At 61.7% G+C, this 15,551-nt stretch carries 11 protein-coding genes; 4 read left to right on the forward strand and 7 right to left on the reverse strand.

Features of this window, described 5'->3' with window-relative positions; translation table 11 throughout:
- Nucleotides 1-458 precede the first annotated feature (458 nt).
- Nucleotides 459-1,112: an ankyrin repeat domain-containing protein gene (locus tag AC1DYC_RS23040; RefSeq protein ID WP_477410117.1), complete on the forward strand. Its 654-nt coding sequence runs from the start codon at nucleotides 459-461 to the stop codon at nucleotides 1,110-1,112.
- Nucleotides 1,113-1,137: 25 nt separating this feature from the next.
- Nucleotides 1,138-1,650, forward strand: a complete 513-nt coding sequence (locus AC1DYC_RS23045) for a YHS domain-containing (seleno)protein (protein WP_477410118.1) — start codon at nucleotides 1,138-1,140, stop codon at nucleotides 1,648-1,650.
- A gap of 45 nt (nucleotides 1,651-1,695) precedes the next feature.
- Here the strand turns inward: AC1DYC_RS23045 and AC1DYC_RS23050 are convergent, their stop codons facing one another.
- The 6 genes from AC1DYC_RS23050 to pgi form a co-directional block, all read right to left on the reverse strand.
- Nucleotides 1,696-3,885 carry a FlgO family outer membrane protein gene (locus AC1DYC_RS23050; RefSeq protein ID WP_477410119.1) on the reverse strand — a complete coding sequence of 730 codons (2,190 nt, stop codon included), beginning with the start codon at nucleotides 3,883-3,885 and terminating at the stop codon, nucleotides 1,696-1,698.
- Between the two features lie 449 nt (nucleotides 3,886-4,334).
- The gene (locus AC1DYC_RS23055; RefSeq protein WP_477410120.1) at nucleotides 4,335-4,595 is read right to left on the reverse strand and encodes a DUF4242 domain-containing protein; all 261 of its coding nucleotides are present in this window, start codon (nucleotides 4,593-4,595) and stop codon (nucleotides 4,335-4,337) included.
- A 52-nt stretch (nucleotides 4,596-4,647) separates the two neighbouring features.
- The gene (locus AC1DYC_RS23060; RefSeq protein ID WP_477410121.1) at nucleotides 4,648-8,202 is read right to left on the reverse strand and encodes an adenylate/guanylate cyclase domain-containing protein; all 3,555 of its coding nucleotides are present in this window, start codon (nucleotides 8,200-8,202) and stop codon (nucleotides 4,648-4,650) included.
- Nucleotides 8,203-8,689: 487 nt separating this feature from the next.
- Entirely contained in the window at nucleotides 8,690-8,833 is a 144-nt protein-coding gene (locus AC1DYC_RS23065) for a hypothetical protein (RefSeq protein WP_477410122.1), read from the reverse strand.
- Nucleotides 8,834-9,015: 182 nt separating this feature from the next.
- Entirely contained in the window at nucleotides 9,016-9,747 is a 732-nt protein-coding gene (locus AC1DYC_RS23070) for an HAD family hydrolase (protein ID WP_477410123.1), read from the reverse strand.
- Nucleotides 9,744-11,387 carry a glucose-6-phosphate isomerase gene (gene pgi / locus AC1DYC_RS23075; RefSeq protein ID WP_477410124.1) on the reverse strand — a complete coding sequence of 548 codons (1,644 nt, stop codon included), beginning with the start codon at nucleotides 11,385-11,387 and terminating at the stop codon, nucleotides 9,744-9,746. The genes AC1DYC_RS23070 and pgi overlap by 4 nt, the downstream gene beginning before the upstream one ends.
- 363 nt (nucleotides 11,388-11,750) lie before the next feature.
- Between pgi and pdxR the strand changes: the two genes are divergently transcribed.
- The gene (pdxR, locus tag AC1DYC_RS23080) at nucleotides 11,751-13,244 is read left to right on the forward strand and encodes a MocR-like pyridoxine biosynthesis transcription factor PdxR (protein ID WP_352496882.1); all 1,494 of its coding nucleotides are present in this window, start codon (nucleotides 11,751-11,753) and stop codon (nucleotides 13,242-13,244) included.
- 208 nt (nucleotides 13,245-13,452) lie between these two features.
- On the forward strand, nucleotides 13,453-15,075 hold the full coding sequence (locus AC1DYC_RS23085; protein ID WP_477410125.1) for a trimethylamine methyltransferase family protein: 1,623 nt from the start codon (nucleotides 13,453-13,455) through the stop codon (nucleotides 15,073-15,075).
- 17 nt (nucleotides 15,076-15,092) lie between these two features.
- On the opposite strand, the gene AC1DYC_RS23090 is transcribed toward AC1DYC_RS23085, so the two are convergent.
- The gene (locus tag AC1DYC_RS23090; protein WP_477410126.1) at nucleotides 15,093-15,500 is read right to left on the reverse strand and encodes a hypothetical protein; all 408 of its coding nucleotides are present in this window, start codon (nucleotides 15,498-15,500) and stop codon (nucleotides 15,093-15,095) included.
- Nucleotides 15,501-15,551 lie beyond the last annotated feature (51 nt).

The raw sequence follows: 15,551 nt of genomic DNA on the forward strand, positions 1-15,551 counted from the left end.
ACGCGAAGAGTGTGGCGACCAAGCCGAGCGGGGTGCTTTCGTTTGTGTCGGGAGAGCGCTGACGCTACAAAAAACCCTATCGCTGAATAGCCGGGTTCGACCGAACGCTGATTTGCGCCGACCCCGACGTGAACGACTGCTTTGCGCCTCATGTCGGCCGTAGAAGTCGGTTTTGCGACTTCCTGAAGCAGACGTTCGGATTGGGCGGCGTGGTGTGCGGGTTTGACCCCAATCTGGACATTGCTGTGGCGCTTGGGAGCTGCGCGCGGACGCAATGCGCTGGGTTCGGAAACAGAACCGCGCGAGGGCTGCCTTTCCCATCCAGAGCAAAGAATCTCCTAGAGCGCATTGCCAATTGCGCTCTGGCGAAATGACGGAATCCATAGCCCCCGTGCGCCGAATGGAGTAGAGTGGACTCATAAATCGGTCTGCGAGCGAACGTCGCCCGGAGGTCTGCCGTGACCGGTACCAAGCGAATACTGAGTGTCACGCCCCTGGAAATAGGCCCGGAGCGGCTCGTCTGCATTGCTGCGGTCGTTGCGTGCATTTCCTGGCTCGGAATTGCTAGTGGTGCGGCGACCGCAGGGCCCCTTCATGAAGCTGCGCGGGAAGGCGATGCCGCTGGAGTCGTCCATATCCTGGCTCAAGGCGTCGACGTGAACAGCCGTGACGAGAACCGCGAGACGCCTCTGATCGATGCGGCGCTTTCCGGTAAAGCGGAAGTTGTCGCAGTGCTGATCAAGGCCAATGCCGACCTCGAAGCCCGTAATGACCGGGGCTTCACGGCACTGCACGCCGCCGCCTATTCTGGAAGCGTGGAGATAGTCTCGATGTTGCTCGACCACGGTGCCGAGGTCGACGCCTTGAGCGCTCACAAAATCACCCCCTTGCACGTAGCAGCCGAAGAAAACCAGGCAGCGGTGGCTGAGATGTTGATTGCGCACGGTGCCCAGGTCGAGGCCATCCAAGAGTACGGCTATACGCCTCTGAGCCGTGCGACATTCTTTCAGAGCGCGCAAGTGATGGTTTTGCTCAAGAAGCATGGGGCAAAATGTCAACCCAAGGAAACAATTGGAGCATCGTACGCGGCGTGCGTCGCAGCCGGCAACTAAGCGCCACATCATTGGAGACACTGATATGACAACGCACCGCTCAAGAACGTTTGGCAGTTTGCCTTACGGAGCTATGACAGCCGCGTGCCTCCTATTCATTGGCATGAATGCATCCTACGCTGTCGACGGAGCGAACACGGGATACTTCGGCAATGTCGCCATACTCGGCTACGATCCGGTGGCGTATTTCACCGACGGTCACGCGACCAAGGGTTCGCCGGAGATCACGGAGAAATGGCTCGGGGCGACCTGGTATTTTGCTAGCGCAAAACATCGCGACGCGTTCGCTTCTCAGCCGGTCCGCTATGCCCCTCAGTATGGCGGCTTCTGCACGGGGGGGATGGCACTCAAAGAGGCATCTGCGAACATTGACCCGGAAGCCTGGCGTATCGTCGACGGCAAGCTCTTCCTTTTTTCCGGGAAGGAAGGCCTGGAGGAAGACTTTGATGCTGCCCCCGGTGCTGTCATTGCCAAGGCCGACGCCGAATGGCCCGCAATCGAAGCGAAGGAATTCAATGCCAGAGCGGGAGACAACTGACTTGGTTCGAGCGGAATCTTGCGATCTCGCGCCGAACCGCGCGGGTCATGGTGACGCTGAGAAATACCATACCGTGACAGAGTCCGGCAAAACATACTCGTCGCGCTTTTCGCTGCTCCCGTTGGGATTGCGGTAGACCGGGCTGCAGAATTTGCGGCCGAGCAAAGTCGCTGAGGATCGCGTGCAGAACAGGTTGTCCTCTAGAGTGAACGCGCCGGCGATCATGCTGTTTTGAGAGCTCAGGGCGAAATCGCCGTTTGCATTCAGCTCCATCACAAACGGCGCACCATTATGTTGATGCCCGATCCATGTGTGGTTGATTGTCAGGGCCTGTATAGCAGAGGCGTCGAGGCGGTCCTCCGCCCGCCCGCGGAAGTCGTAGCTCCACTCCGGCATCCCCGCGGCGCGAAGAGCGTCCAGCCGGTGATCGAGATCCTGTTGCCGCCGATGATGGGCGTACACGACGCGAAGGCCGGCGAGGTTCTGCTCATGGGACCTTTCCAGCATTGCTGCGACCGCGTTGTGCGCTTCCGCCATTCGGCCCAACCGCGCGTTTGTCATGGCCAGCGTTTCAAGGCCGAGGTCGCTCCGCTCTTCCGGTTGGAGTTCGTGCAGCGCCTGGATGGCCTTCTCGTATTGCCGGTTCATGTAGAGCACGAAGGCATAATAATCGAAGACCTGCGCCCGCGGCTTGGGATCGAGTTGCAGCACGCGTTCCATGGCCGCTAGCGCCTCCGGGTTCTGACCGGCGTAGGTCAGTACGATCGCCAGGTTGAGCTCTGCCTCGGCACCATTCGGATCGAGTGCCACCGCCTTCTGGACCGACACGATCGCCTCGTCCATTTCGCCGTCGAGCATCTGCAGGATGCCGAGCACGGCATAGGCGCGCGAAGACTGGGGGTTGAGTTCCAGCGCTCGTCCCGCCGCTTCATAGGCGCGCTGGCGAGCGACGGCGCTCAGCATGATGAGCTGGTAGTCGAAACCGAGCACGTCCACGGTAGCCCGGGCGTAGCCCGAATAGGCGTCTGCGAACCCAGGATCGAGCTTGATCGCGCTTTGATAAAGGGCGAGAGCCTCCCCGAGAGACTTATAGTCGAGTGCATACACTTTCTGCTCGGCTCGTATATAGAAGTCGTAGGCTTCCAGATTTCGGGTCGGGAGGCGTGCAATCTGGGTTCTCTCGCCCTCCGTCAGCCGTACCGAGAGGGCCTCGACGATGCGTCCGATCAGTTCGTCCTGCAGCGCGAATATCTTAGAGTAGTCGCGGTCATACCGCTCTGCCCAAACGTTGCTTCCCGTCGTCACATCGATGAGCTGCACGTTGATGCGCACTGCGTCCCCCTCACGGCGAACGCTGCCCTCGAGCACGTAACGGACGTTCAATTGCTCCGCGATCTGCCGGACGTCCAGGGTTCGATCCTTGAATGAGAATACGGAATTGCGAGCGATAACGAGCAGCCCGGAAATCTTCGATAGATCAGTGATGAGATCGTCCGTGAGCCCTTCGGCGAAATAGTCCTGCTCGGATTTGTCGCTGATATCAACGAACGGCAATACGGCGATGGAGGGCTTGCCCGCCGCCGCGCCGACAGCGGTGGGACTGTGGCCAGGAAGAAGTGCAGTTGCCTGCGGCCAAAGGATTAACACAACGCCGCCTACCGCTAGGAACACGAACAGTGCCGCGGGGATCATGAACCATCGCCGGGAACGCAGCTTCTTGGGGACTGCGGTCTGCTCCAACAGGACCCGATAGACGCGGACTGGCTCGGCGATGTTCTTGAGGTGCTGTTCGCCCAACGACTTGAAGGCCAAGCCAAGCTTGTTCCTGGCTTGATCGTAAGCAGCTCCCGAGATGACTACGCCGCCTGGATCGCTGAACCCCTCCAGCCGGGCAGCGATGTTGACGCCATCGCCATAGAAGTCATCCCCATCGATGATCACGTCACCAAGATTTATCCCCATTCGGAAAACGATCCGGGAGTCCTCGGGAACATTAAGGTTCTGCTGCGCGGCAATTTGCTGAATTTCGACAGCGCATGCCACGGCATCAACGACGCTGGTGAACTCGACCAACGCCCCGTCGCCCATGAGCTTGACGACGCGGCCGTGGTACCCATTGATCAACGGTTCGATGAATTCGCGGCGAAATGCTTTGAGCCGAGAAAGTGTGCCTGTCTCGTCCAGGCCCATCAGGCGGCTGTACCCCACCACGTCGGCGGCGAGGATAGCGACCAACTTTCGTTCCAGATGTTGACCCTGTTCCATTTCAGGCAGAACTATAAGGAAAGCGTAGTGGCAAGACCATACGCACTGGCTAGCGAGAGGTAGCAGCAAACGGTCCCTTCTCCGATGCGGTACGTTACAAAATTGGCTGCGAGCGTTCGTCTTGAATTCCGAAAAGGAGGTGCTCGACGTTGTTCGGAATGTCGGCTCCTGGGCGCCAAGCAGTCCGCCCTAGGTTTGAAGCAAGGTCGGGTCTCTAACCCAATTATCCCGAAAGCGGACTGTCCGCGCTCGGCTCCAAAGGCTGCCGGACCGCAATGCGCCCCATGTTGGTCGTTCAGTAGACCCATAGCCGCATCCCAAGAGCGGACATCCGAGCGAGCAGGCTAGACGGCGCGCTTGCGACGGACGGGCCAAGCTTGAAAAATCGTCGCCATTTGGCTGGCTTGCGGCCTATTGCGCTAAGCGAACATATTCGGCCCAATCTCGCCACTGATCTCAATGATCACATCAGCGGGCAGGTTGTTTCTTCGGGCCGCGGCGCGAATGGCTTCAGGGCTAGCCGCCTCGTAAAGGCAATAGGTCTTTTTCCTGTCGGCGCTGAGGAAGGAGATGATCCACTGCACGCCTTCCTCGTCATTGATCAAATTGACCTTTTCGACCGAGTCCTTTGAAAGGTTAAGCTGTTCGGCAAAATCTCGTTCGATGACGTAGCGTGGCATGAGAAGGCTCCTTCTGAACCGTGTTGATGCCGGCGATGCATGACCCAGCCCCCTAATGCAGGGTCGGTTGCAACCTCTTCTTCAAGCGGACCATACCCAGTTCGACCGCGGTTGCCGAGGCTTGCTCCGACAGTGACATTGCTCTCTCGATCGCTTTCTTGCTACCGATTTTCATAAGCAGGCTCGCATATTCGGCTTGTGCATGCGCGAGCCACGGTCTTGAACCGCTGGCTGCGTTCATCTCAAGTGCATGGTCGAAGTGCGCGGCGGCCTTCTCGAAGTCACCTAGCGAGGCGGACAACATTCCTAGATAGCGGCTCGCTGCTCCAAAGCAGACAGTTGCCACTCCCGCCGTGATGGTCATATCCTTGTAGGCGATCATAAGGTCGTAGATCGTTTGCGCCGCCTCCGTGTCACCGAGGCCGATCGCGACTTCCGACATGAATGAGAGGGACGTGCTTCGCTTCGCATCTAACGGCATTGCGAAACCGGTGCGAGCCAGCTCGCTCAGCCTACGCTGCGCTGCGTCCCGATAGCCCAAATCACATGCAACCAACGCAAAACCTGGCAACCAGGTGGTTTCATCGGGGTTCTCTTCGATCAAACGCTTCATGACCGGTGCGACCTCCGACAGGCGGCTCTGTTCACGTCGGATCGCGAACATCTGCATGCCGTAGACGCCCTCGACTTCCGCGCCATGCGTCTGTCTACCCATGCTCAGCGCTTCTCCTGCAAGTGCCTCAGCCGTCGTGAAACGTCCCTCAAGAATAGCCATCATGGCCCGCGCATGCCGAGCCATCCACAGGAGGTGGAGCCGCTGGCGCAGCGTTCCGAGCTCTTCCAATCCATCGATCGCTAGATCGGCTCGAGCACGATTGCCCAATTCGGTGGAGACGTAAACGTCGAGTATTAGGGCTCGGCCCAGCATTTCGTCGTCGTTGATATCAGCCGAGAGGCGCTTTATTTCGTCTACGCGAGTAGTCCGATCGACTGCCTCTGCGTCAGACTTGACTGTCGTCGGGGTTAGGAAAGGCAAGACAGAGAGTTCCAAGAGCGACGGTTTGTCACCCAGCTGCCGAGCCAGATTGACGCCCTCCTTATGGTATTTCGCGCTGTTCTTAGCGTCGCCAAGGTACGCATATGCGCGCGCAAGGCGGGTGAGAAGCTGGCAGCGCGACTTCTGATCGTTGTGGTCGATCTTGCCCATCGCTTCCCTGAGTAGCTGGAGCGATTCGGCGAGCGGCTTCGAGGAAAGGAACTGTGCGGCATCAAAACCAAGCGCAGAGCGGATGAAGGCCTTGGTATCGCCAGCCTCGCGAGCCAGTCGCGCGGTCAGCTTGTATTTTGCAACAGAATCTGACAACCGGCCTGCGGCGCTCAGTGCTTCGCAGAGTTTTAGCGTTGCCTCGAGCACCTCTTTTTGCCGAGCCCGTCCTTCCGGCAATTGCTCCGCGATGGCAAGAGCGTTCTGAAAATGGTCGACCGCCTCATAGTTGGCTGATCGCCCCAGCGCGCGTTCGCCGGCCATCATCCAGTACGGGAGGGCAAGCTCGTTTTGCTGTCCCTTGACGTAGTGCTGGGCGATGAGCTCGGGCTGCGTGACGACGAGATCGGGATACGCGTCGATGAGGACCCTGGCTATCGCTTCATGATAGTGGCGGCGCCGCCGACTGAGAAGCGATTGGTAGGCCGTATCCTGGATGAGCGCATGGCGGAAAACGAGCGCGTCCTGCAGAACGCCTCCAATCACGACGAGTTGGGTGGACATTAGCTGATGCAACGCGTCGTCGAGACCCTTATCTTCGAGTCCGGCAACTTTCGAGAGTAGGCCACGATCGAATTCCCTGCCTATCACAGAGGCAATTTGCGCGACTTCCTTGGCCGTCGCTGTCAAACGATCGAGTCGCGCCATAAGGGAGCCCTGCAGACTATCTGGGATCTCGACGTTGAGCGACGCTGCCTTTCCGCTCTCCATGATTGAGCGCGTCAGCTCTTCGACAAACAGCGGTACGCCGTCTGTTCGCTCGGCAATTCGGTCGGCAAGCTGGTCGGGAATATCCGCAAGCATCGATTCGATCAGCTCTCGCATCTGTTGCTTCGTCAGCCGGCCAATGGCGAGCGTCGACACCTGAGCCAGTCCGGTTGCCCACCCGGCGGTCCATTCCGGTCGGTGCGTCACAACGACAAGGACGGCCGCACCATGCGTGCGGTTCACGACCTCTGTGAGAAATTCATTAGTCGACGGATCGATCCAGTGCGCATCCTCGACGACAAAGAGCACGGGCGCTATCTTCGCCGCGAGTAGCACGCGGTTCGCCAATGTGTGGACGCTGAGTTCCTTCCGGTGTTGGGCGGAGAGGTCGAGCGGTTTGAACGCCTCGCCGAGGTCGAGCGAGAGCAGCTCGGCGTAGATCGATCCGACCTCCGAGGGATGTTCCCCGTAACGTTGAACAATCGCGCGAAATTTTTCATCGCGCATGGCTTGGTCGTCGGCGGATGAAAAGCCCGCAAGCCGGCTTAGACGTTGGATGATGGGGTAGAAGGCAGAAGTGGCGTGATAGGGGGAGCACTGCAACCGGATTAGCTCATACTGACTCCCATGCAACCGTTCCTCCAGTGCATCCACGAGGCGCGATTTCCCGATGCCCGCTTCTCCCGACACAAAAACCGCCTGGCCCTGATAGGCCTTTGCCAACTCCCAACGCTCTAGCAGAATGCCGATTTCGCTGGTTCGGCCGACGAACTTCGATAAAGCGCGGTCGTGCGCTGCGTCGAACCGGCTTTCCACCTCCCGCTCGCCACGAACCGCGAAGAGGGCAATAGGCGATTTGAAGCCTTTCAACTCCTGCTCACCGAGGCTCTCGATCTCGAAGGACTGCCCGGCGAGCCGACGCGTGCTGTCGGCAACGACGATCTGACCGGGAGCGGCAGCGCTTTGCAGGCGCGCCGCGAGATTAGGGGTGTCCCCTGCAATTGAGGCGCGCTCGTTCACGCTGCTGCCCGCAATGTCGCCGACGACCACGTGGCCCGATGCGATGCCAATACGCGCCTTCAGTTGCTCGCCGTCGGGCGATTGGAAGGCCTCGACTGCGGCGAGTGCCTGGAGGCCTGCCCGAATGGAACGCTCTGCGTGATCCTCGTAAGCCATCGGCCACCCGAAATAGGCAAGCACGCCGTCTCCGAGATATTTGGCGACATAGCCGCCAAAGCGGGTGATTGCGCCAGCGACGCTGTCCTGATAGCGGCGGGTGAGCTCGTGCATGTCTTCCGGGTCGAGCTGTGCCGATAGCGCTGTCGAGCCGACCAGGTCACAGAAGAGCACACTGAGGAGCCGCCGGTCGGCAGTTGGTTCCTGCGGCACTTCGGTGGTCTGAGCTTCCGGCCTACCGACTGGAACCGAGGCAGGACGAACTCCGTTGGGGTGGGGCTGTCCATGTCCATCGATCGCGGCCAGAATGACCTTCCGGTGCCCGAGCGAGACACCAAGCTGCTGGAGATCGGCGTCCGTGATATGGGGAAGCGCTCGAAGGTCGACGTCGTTTTCGAGGAACGCCTGCAGGTACTTGCCGAGACCGAGGTGGCTCAGCCAATCCTCAATTGTTTGCATCGAGCTTTCTCAAGCGGCACCGCGATCCAAACTAGCGCGAATCTCGTGGCGGCACCACCTTTCAGATCGGTTGGACCACGCGTAGCTTTCGGCGCAAGATAAAGGTCGGGAAATCGAACGCCCCGGGTGACGCTCGCAGCTCTCAGGTGGGCTTCCTTGGAGGCTGCAATGGATAGTACGCAAATTGCGGGCGGCGGCCGAACATTGAAGCCACGGCGTTCCAGTTGGCGCCGATGCGGGTGCGGGTGGCTTCTTCTGGGCTAGTCTCGCCGCTGGCCGCTGTTTAGGGGGGCTACGGCCACACCGCCCCCGTCACGCCGTGCGTGCGTCCTTCAGCGCTTCGATCAGGCCCGCACCGGCCGCCGCGTCGAAACCTGTAGTCGTTGATTGCGCACCGTCTCATCGAACCCCGTCGGGTATTCAACCCGCAATCACAGTTTGCAGTTTTGCTAGCCCCTCGGGGAGCAGCGGACGTCAAGAATGTGCCCTAGATCATCGGAGCCGGATACTGGCGAGCGCTGGTGGCCACCTCAATCCGCTCGGCAACCATTTCCTGAAGTCGCCAAAGGAGCCGATCTTCTATCGCCAGCCCTTCGAGATGTTTGACGGTGTTATGGAGGTAGTCAGCCATCGACCCCCAATGGCCCACCAGGGGAACGACCGCTTGCCGCTAACTTCATCCTGATTGCGGACGGGCAGCTTTCGGCCTAAGAACGGACGTTCGGCACTTCGTCTCCCGATGTCGGCTAGCCACCCACTTCGCCCAGTGACGGAAAAGCTCAGCTTGATTTGCGCTTACCCCAGCTTTCCCCGTCAGACCGTCTCCTTGACCCGCGCCGACAGAAAGTCCGGCAGGTCGGCAACGGAATCCAGGACGACATCGGCGATCGCCGATAGCGATTCACGCGTGCCGGTGCCGGAGAGCACGCCGATCGCCAGCCCGCAGCCGCCGGCGCGTGCCATCTCCAGGTCGTGGCGGTTGTCGCCGACCATGGCGATCTCGGCCGGCCTCAGCCCGGTCAGGTCGCAGAAGGCGAGAATGGTGTCCGGCGCCGGTTTGGGATTGGCGACCGCGTCATAGCCATAGGCGGCGTCGAAGAGCTGGGCGACGCCAAGTGTCACCATGGTCTTCTCCGCGCCGGCGGTTGAATCGTTGGTGGCGACGCCGAGCCGGTAGGTGCGTTTGTGTAGCGCCGTCAGCGCCCCGACGATGCCGGGCAGCGCCACCGCCATCGACGAACCCTGCACAGAGGTGATCTCGTTGAAGCGGGCGACGGCGAGCATCTGGTCCTCGTCGGACAGTCGCGGGAACCACAGTTCGACGACATCCATGTTGGTGCCGGAGGCAAAGATGGAGTCGGGCTTGAAGCGCTTGTTGACGAAATCGAAGCCCGCGGCTGAAAGCAGCCTGTCGGCCTTCCAGCGGTCGCCCTCGGCTGCGTCCATGGCCATGAAATCGGCAATGCTGAGCCATGTCGCATTGAAGTCGACAAGCGTGCCGTCCTTGTCGAACAGGATGCCCTTGATGTCGGCCGGGTTTTTCATTTCGCACCCCGCAGCTGCTGGATGCGCGCCACCAGCCCGGCCGTCGAAGCGTCACGCTTGGCGGCGCTCTCCTTTCCCTCGACGACAGGCAGCAGGCCGGTCGCCAGCTCCTTGCCGAGCTCGACACCCCACTGGTCGAAGGAGTTGATGTTGTACAAGGTACCCTCGACGAAGACGCGGTGCTCGTATAGCGCGATCAGCCGGCCGAAGGTGCGCGGGTCGAGCTTGCGGTAGAGGATGGTCACCGAGGGGCGGTTGCCGGAGAAGACGCGGTGCGGCGCGATCTTGTCGACATCGGCCGGCTTCATGCCCTTGGCCAGCATCTGCGCCCGCGCCTCGTCAAGCGTGCGGCCCTTCATCAAGGCTTCCGACTGCGCCAGGCAGTTGGCAAGCAAGAGATCGTGCTGGTGTTTCAGATCGGGCTCATGGCCAACGGCGGCGGCTAGGAACTCGACCGGGATAAAATCGGTACCCTGGTGCAGCAGCTGGAAGAAGGCGTGCTGGCCGTTGGTGCCGGGCTCGCCCCAGACCAGCGGTCCGGTCGGCGTCGCCACCGGCGTACCGTCAAGGGTGACGCCCTTGCCGTTCGATTCCATGTCGAGCTGCTGCAGATAGGCCGGCAGCCTGGACAGGCGCTGGTCATAGGGAATGACGGCGCGGGCGGGATAGCCGCAGATGACGCGATGCCACCAGCCTACCAGTCCGAGAAGCGCCGGCAGGTTCTTCTGCAAGGGTGCGGTGCGGAAGTGCTCGTCCATCTCATGCGCGCCGTCGAGGAAGGCGCGGAAATTGCGCGGGCCGATGGCGATCATCAGCGGCAGGCCGATGGCGCCCCAAAGCGAATAGCGGCCGCCGACCCAGTCCCAGAAGCCGAAGACGCGATCGGCCTCGATGCCGAACTTGGCCACCAGGTCGAGCGCGGTCGAAACGGCGGCGAAATGCTTGCCGACAGCTTCCTTGCCGAGCGCCTTCTGCACCCATTTGCGCGCCGTCTCGGCATTGGTCATCGTCTCGACCGTGGTGAAAGTCTTCGAAGCGATGATGAACAACGTGGTTTCGGCGGACAGGTCCTTCAGCGTGTCGTGGATATGGGCGCCGTCGATGTTGGAGACGTAATGCGCGCGCGGGCCGTCGTGATAAGGCGCCAGCGCCAGCGTCGCCATGGCCGGGCCGAGATCGGAGCCGCCAATGCCGATGTTGACGATGTCGGTGATTTTCTTGCCGGTGGCGCCGGCAGCCTTGCCGGAGCGAATGGCGTCGGCGAAGGCGCCCATGGCGTCGAGCACGGAAAGCACATCCGCCTTGACGTCCTGGCCATCGACGGTGACGCCCTTGCCAGAGAGGTTGCGCAGCGCCGTGTGCAGCACGGCGCGGTCCTCGGTGATGTTGATCTTCTTGCCGGAAAACAGCGCGGCGCGGCGTCCCTCGAGGTCGGCGGCGCCGGCGAGCTTCTCGAGCAGTTCCATGGTGCGCGCATCAACCGCGCATTTCGACCAGTCGAGCAGAAGGTCGCCGTCGCTGGCCGAGAATGTCTCGAAACGCTTGGGGTCGGCGGCAAAAGCCTCGCGCATCGTGCCCGATGCCGCCGCGCGCGCAGCACGCAAGGCGACAAGCTGTTTGTCGAAGGACGAATGATCCAATGCCGGCTCCTGATACTTTTTCACGACATCTTATCAGACCGGATGTTTCCGGCGCGTGTCGTCGCGCCGATGTTATTGAGCCGAATTCCATTTGTTTCAATGCGTGGGGATGACGCAGTGCAGCATGTCGCGACGACGCGATGCGTTGCGCGGGGATGACGCTGGCGCATCACGCCTGGGACAATGCTGCGCGACGACGCTTTGCGTCGCGCGGACGCGGGCGACGACGCTTTGCGTCGCGCCATAGATCACTGGCATAAATCCCAGCGATCAGAAAAATTGATTGGCGCAACCCCTTGTGCCACGGTTACCTTCCGCTGGTCCAGCCAAGCAAAAAAGTTTGGCCATCGAGGAACATCTTCCATGCCACAGCGTAACGACACGGCCATATGGTCCGGCCTGTTCCGGATTTCGGCGGAATCGGGCCAGACCCTGCAGGCGCAGATCCGCCAGGCGATCGTCGCCGCCATCCTCGACCGGCAGATTGCCGCTTCGATGCCGCTTCCGTCCTGCCGCATCCTGGCCGAAAAACTCGGCGTCGCGCGCGGTACCGTGGTGCTGGCGTTCCAGCAACTGGTAGACCAGGGTTTCCTGGTGGCGCGCGAACGGCGCGGCCATTTCGTCAATCCGGATGTCCTGGCCACCCCCGCCAAGCCGCACCAGAAGGCGCCCGACCAGCAGAACGAGATCGACTGGAAGGCACGCAGGCAGATCGCCGCCAGCGACATGCCGCCGCCGGCCAAGCACGACAACTGGATCAAGTCGTCCTACCCCTTCGTCTACGGCCAGTTCGACCCGGCGCTGTTCCCGACCGCCGAATGGCGCGAATGCAACCGCATGGCGCTGGCCGTGCTGGAGATCCGCAACTGGGCATCCGACATGGTCGATCGCGACGATCCGCTCTTGATCGAGCAGATCCAGGCGCGGTTGTTGCCGCGGCGCGGCATCTTCGCCAATCCGGACGAGATCATCGTCACGCTGGGCGCCCAGAACGCGCTCTATATGCTGGCGACGCTCTTGATGGCCAAGGGCTCGAAGGTGGCGATGGAAGACCCGGGCTATCCCGACGCGCGCTCGATCTTCAGGCTTGCCGGCGCCGAAATCCAGCCGGTTCCGGTCGACCAGTCCGGCATCGTAACCTCGTCCATCCCCAACGATTCCGGCTTTGTCTTCGTCACGCCCAGCCACCATTGCCCGACCATGGTGCCGCTGTCGGCGGAGCGGCGGCAGGACCTTCTGGCGCGCGCCAACCGCCATAACCAGATCATCATCGAGGACGGCTATGACAGCCAGCTTCTCGACGAGGCGCCGCAGCAGGCGTTGAAGAGCCTCGATCGCTCGGGGCGCGTCGTCTATGTCGGCTCGATGTCGAAGACGCTGGCTCCGGGCCTCAGGCTTGGCTACATCGTGGCTTCGGCTGGACTAATCTCGGAACTCAGGGCGCTGCGCCGCTTCATGCTGCGGCACCCGCCGGCCAACAACCAGCGTGCCGTCGCGCTGTTCCTGTCGCTTGGCCATCACGAGGCCCTGGTGCGGCGGCTGTCGTCGGCCTTCGACGAACGCCGCAAGCGTCTGGTCCATGCGATTTCCGCATTCCTGCCGGAATGGCGTTCGACCGATTCAGCCGGCGGCACATCGCTCTGGCTGGAAGGGCCGCGCGGCACCGATTCGCGTGGACTGGCCGAGGCCGCGGCGTCGCGCAGCGTCATTATCGAGCCCGGCGACCGCTTCTTCGACCGCACCGAAAAGCCGTCGCGTTTCATGCGCTTGGGGATTTCCTCGATCGCGCTGCAGCACATCGAGCCGGGCATCCGCGAGCTTGCGACCGCGGCCGGCCGCAGGCCGGCAGCCGCCTGATTTCGTGCTGCCGGGGCTCTAAACGGCCCCGGCCTTTGGCATCATCTCCAGCATTCTGCACTAGCTCTCTGGCATACTCGGCTGCACTCACTGGCCCATAGGCTGGGCCAATGGCGGCGGCATAGTCGGCTGACAGAGGGACGAAGCATGCCGACGGTGGACCAATCACCGCGTCGTGGTTCGCAAAGCTAAAAGGTGGAGTGCCCCCATGTCAGTGGCTGTCGAGAAGCAGGATGCGGCTCTTAAGCAGGATGCGGCTGTTAAGGATGCGTCGGCCGACCAGCGCTCGCGACGATCCGGCGGGCGCGAGGCGCGCCGCGCCATGCGGGCCGCGCCTTTGGCTGACGATATCCGGCCGGTGCGCGCCGGTCTTGAAGGCGGCAGCTACGGCCCGCTCAACAGGAACGACCAGGAGCGCATCCATGAAGCGGTGCTGACGCTGCTGGAAACCGTCGGCTTCGCCAATGCCATTCCCTCCTGCATCGAGGCGCTGACCGGGGTCGGCGCCGTCTATGGCGACGACGGCCGCATTCGCTTCCCGCGCGGCCTGGTGCTGGACACGATCAAGAAAGCGGCGCGGAATTTCACGCTGCACGGCCAGGACCCCAGGCATGACATGCTGATCCAGGGCAAACGCGTGCATTACGGCACTGCAGGCGCCGCGGTGCATCTGGTCGACGTCGAAAAGCGCGAATACCGCGAGTCGCTGGTGCAGGACATTTACGACGCCGCCCGCCTCGTCGAAGGGCTCGACAACATCCATTTCTTCCAGCGGCCGATGGTGCCGCGCGACATTCCCGATCCGCTCGAAATGGACTTCAATACGCTTTACGCCTGCGTGATGGGGACGTCGAAGCATGTCGGCACTTCGTTCACGGTGCGTGAGAACGTGCAGCCGGCGCTGGAAATGCTCTATGCGATCGCCGGCGGCGAGGAGAATTTCCGGGCGCGGCCTTTCGTCTCGAACTCCAATTGCTTCGTCGTGCCGCCAATGAAATTCGCCGAAGACGCCTGCGGCGTGCTTGAAGCCTGCGTCGAAGGCGGAATTCCGATCCTGCTTTTGTCGGCCGGCCAGGCCGGCGCCACCGCCCCGGCGGCGATTGCCGGCGCAGTGGTCCAGGCCGTGGCCGAAGTGCTCGTCGGCCTCATCTATGTCAACGCCATCAAGCCGGGACATCCGGCGATCTTCGGCACATGGCCATTCGTGTCCGACTTGCGCACGGGCGCCATGTCGGGTGGCTCGGCAGAGCAGGCGGTGCTGACGTCGGCCTGCGCGCAGATGGCGCAATTCTACGACCTGCCGGGCGGTTCGGCCGCCGGCATGACGGATTCGAAACTGCCCGACATTCAGTCCGGCTATGAAAAGGGCATCACCGATGTGATGGCCGGCCTTGCCGGCCTCAACCTGGTCTATGAATCGGCCGGCATGCATGCCTCGCTGCTCGGCTTTTGCCTTGAAAGCCTGATCATCGACAACGACATGCTGGGCCACTGCCTGCGCTGCGTGCGCGGCATCGAGGTGACCGACGAGGCGCTGTCGATCGACACCATCACTGAAGTCTGCATGAATGGCCCGGGCCACTATCTCGGCAATGAGCAGACGCTGCGGTTGATGCAGACCGAATATTTCTACCCGGCCGTCGGCGACCGGTTCTCGCCCAAGGAATGGAACGAGAAGGGTCGGCCCGACATCTTGCAGAGGGCGATCATCGAGAAGAAGCGCGTGCTTGCCGAGCGCTTCCCCCGCCATGTGCCGAAGCTGCTCGACGACAAACTGCGCGCCCGCTTCGGCGAGATGATCAAGCTGCCGCGCAGCGGCATGGGCGGGTAAGCTTATCCTTACGAAGGTCAGCCCGCACTTAACCCAAAATGCTCGACGACCTCGGCGTTGATCAGCTTGCCGTGCAGCGCCATCAGCACGATTTGTGCATCGAGACTGTCACCGGTCTCGAGCGCCGCCTCGATCCGGCGCTCCGCTTCCAGCCGCCGCTCCGGGCCGTTCGCCTGCTCGAACGTCTGCGGCCCGGCGATGCAATAGCTGAACAGCTGCGCCACGGATTGATAGGCGTCCGGCGGCGGCTCGTCCGGCCAATGGTCTTTCATCAGATTGACGATGGTGAGCTTGACGCCCTCGGGAACAAGCGCCGGATGAAGGTCGGCGCCGCGCAGCGCATTGTCGAGTTCCCGCAGGTCGCCCGAGCGACCGAACATGCCGAGGAAGCCGAGGAAGCCGAGGGAAGAGCGCCGTTTTGTCATGGTGGTCTTCCCTTATCAGAGCACTGCCGAGACCCCGCATATCTGTAGGTC

Source organism: Mesorhizobium sp. P2_E7, assembly GCF_056403855.1.

Coding starts and splice junctions, on each gene's coding strand:
- AC1DYC_RS23045 (WP_477410118.1), top strand. CDS start 1,138: ATGACAACGCACCGCTCAAGAACGTTTGGCAGTTTGCCTTACGGAGCT.
- AC1DYC_RS23055 (WP_477410120.1), bottom strand. CDS start 4,595: ATGCCACGCTACGTCATCGAACGAGATTTTGCCGAACAGCTTAACCTT.
- AC1DYC_RS23060 (WP_477410121.1), bottom strand. CDS start 8,202: ATGCAAACAATTGAGGATTGGCTGAGCCACCTCGGTCTCGGCAAGTAC.
- AC1DYC_RS23065 (WP_477410122.1), bottom strand. CDS start 8,833: ATGGCTGACTACCTCCATAACACCGTCAAACATCTCGAAGGGCTGGCG.
- AC1DYC_RS23070 (WP_477410123.1), bottom strand. CDS start 9,747: ATGAAAAACCCGGCCGACATCAAGGGCATCCTGTTCGACAAGGACGGC.
- pdxR (WP_352496882.1), top strand. CDS start 11,751: ATGCCACAGCGTAACGACACGGCCATATGGTCCGGCCTGTTCCGGATT.
- AC1DYC_RS23085 (WP_477410125.1), top strand. CDS start 13,453: ATGTCAGTGGCTGTCGAGAAGCAGGATGCGGCTCTTAAGCAGGATGCG.
- AC1DYC_RS23090 (WP_477410126.1), bottom strand. CDS start 15,500: ATGACAAAACGGCGCTCTTCCCTCGGCTTCCTCGGCTTCCTCGGCATG.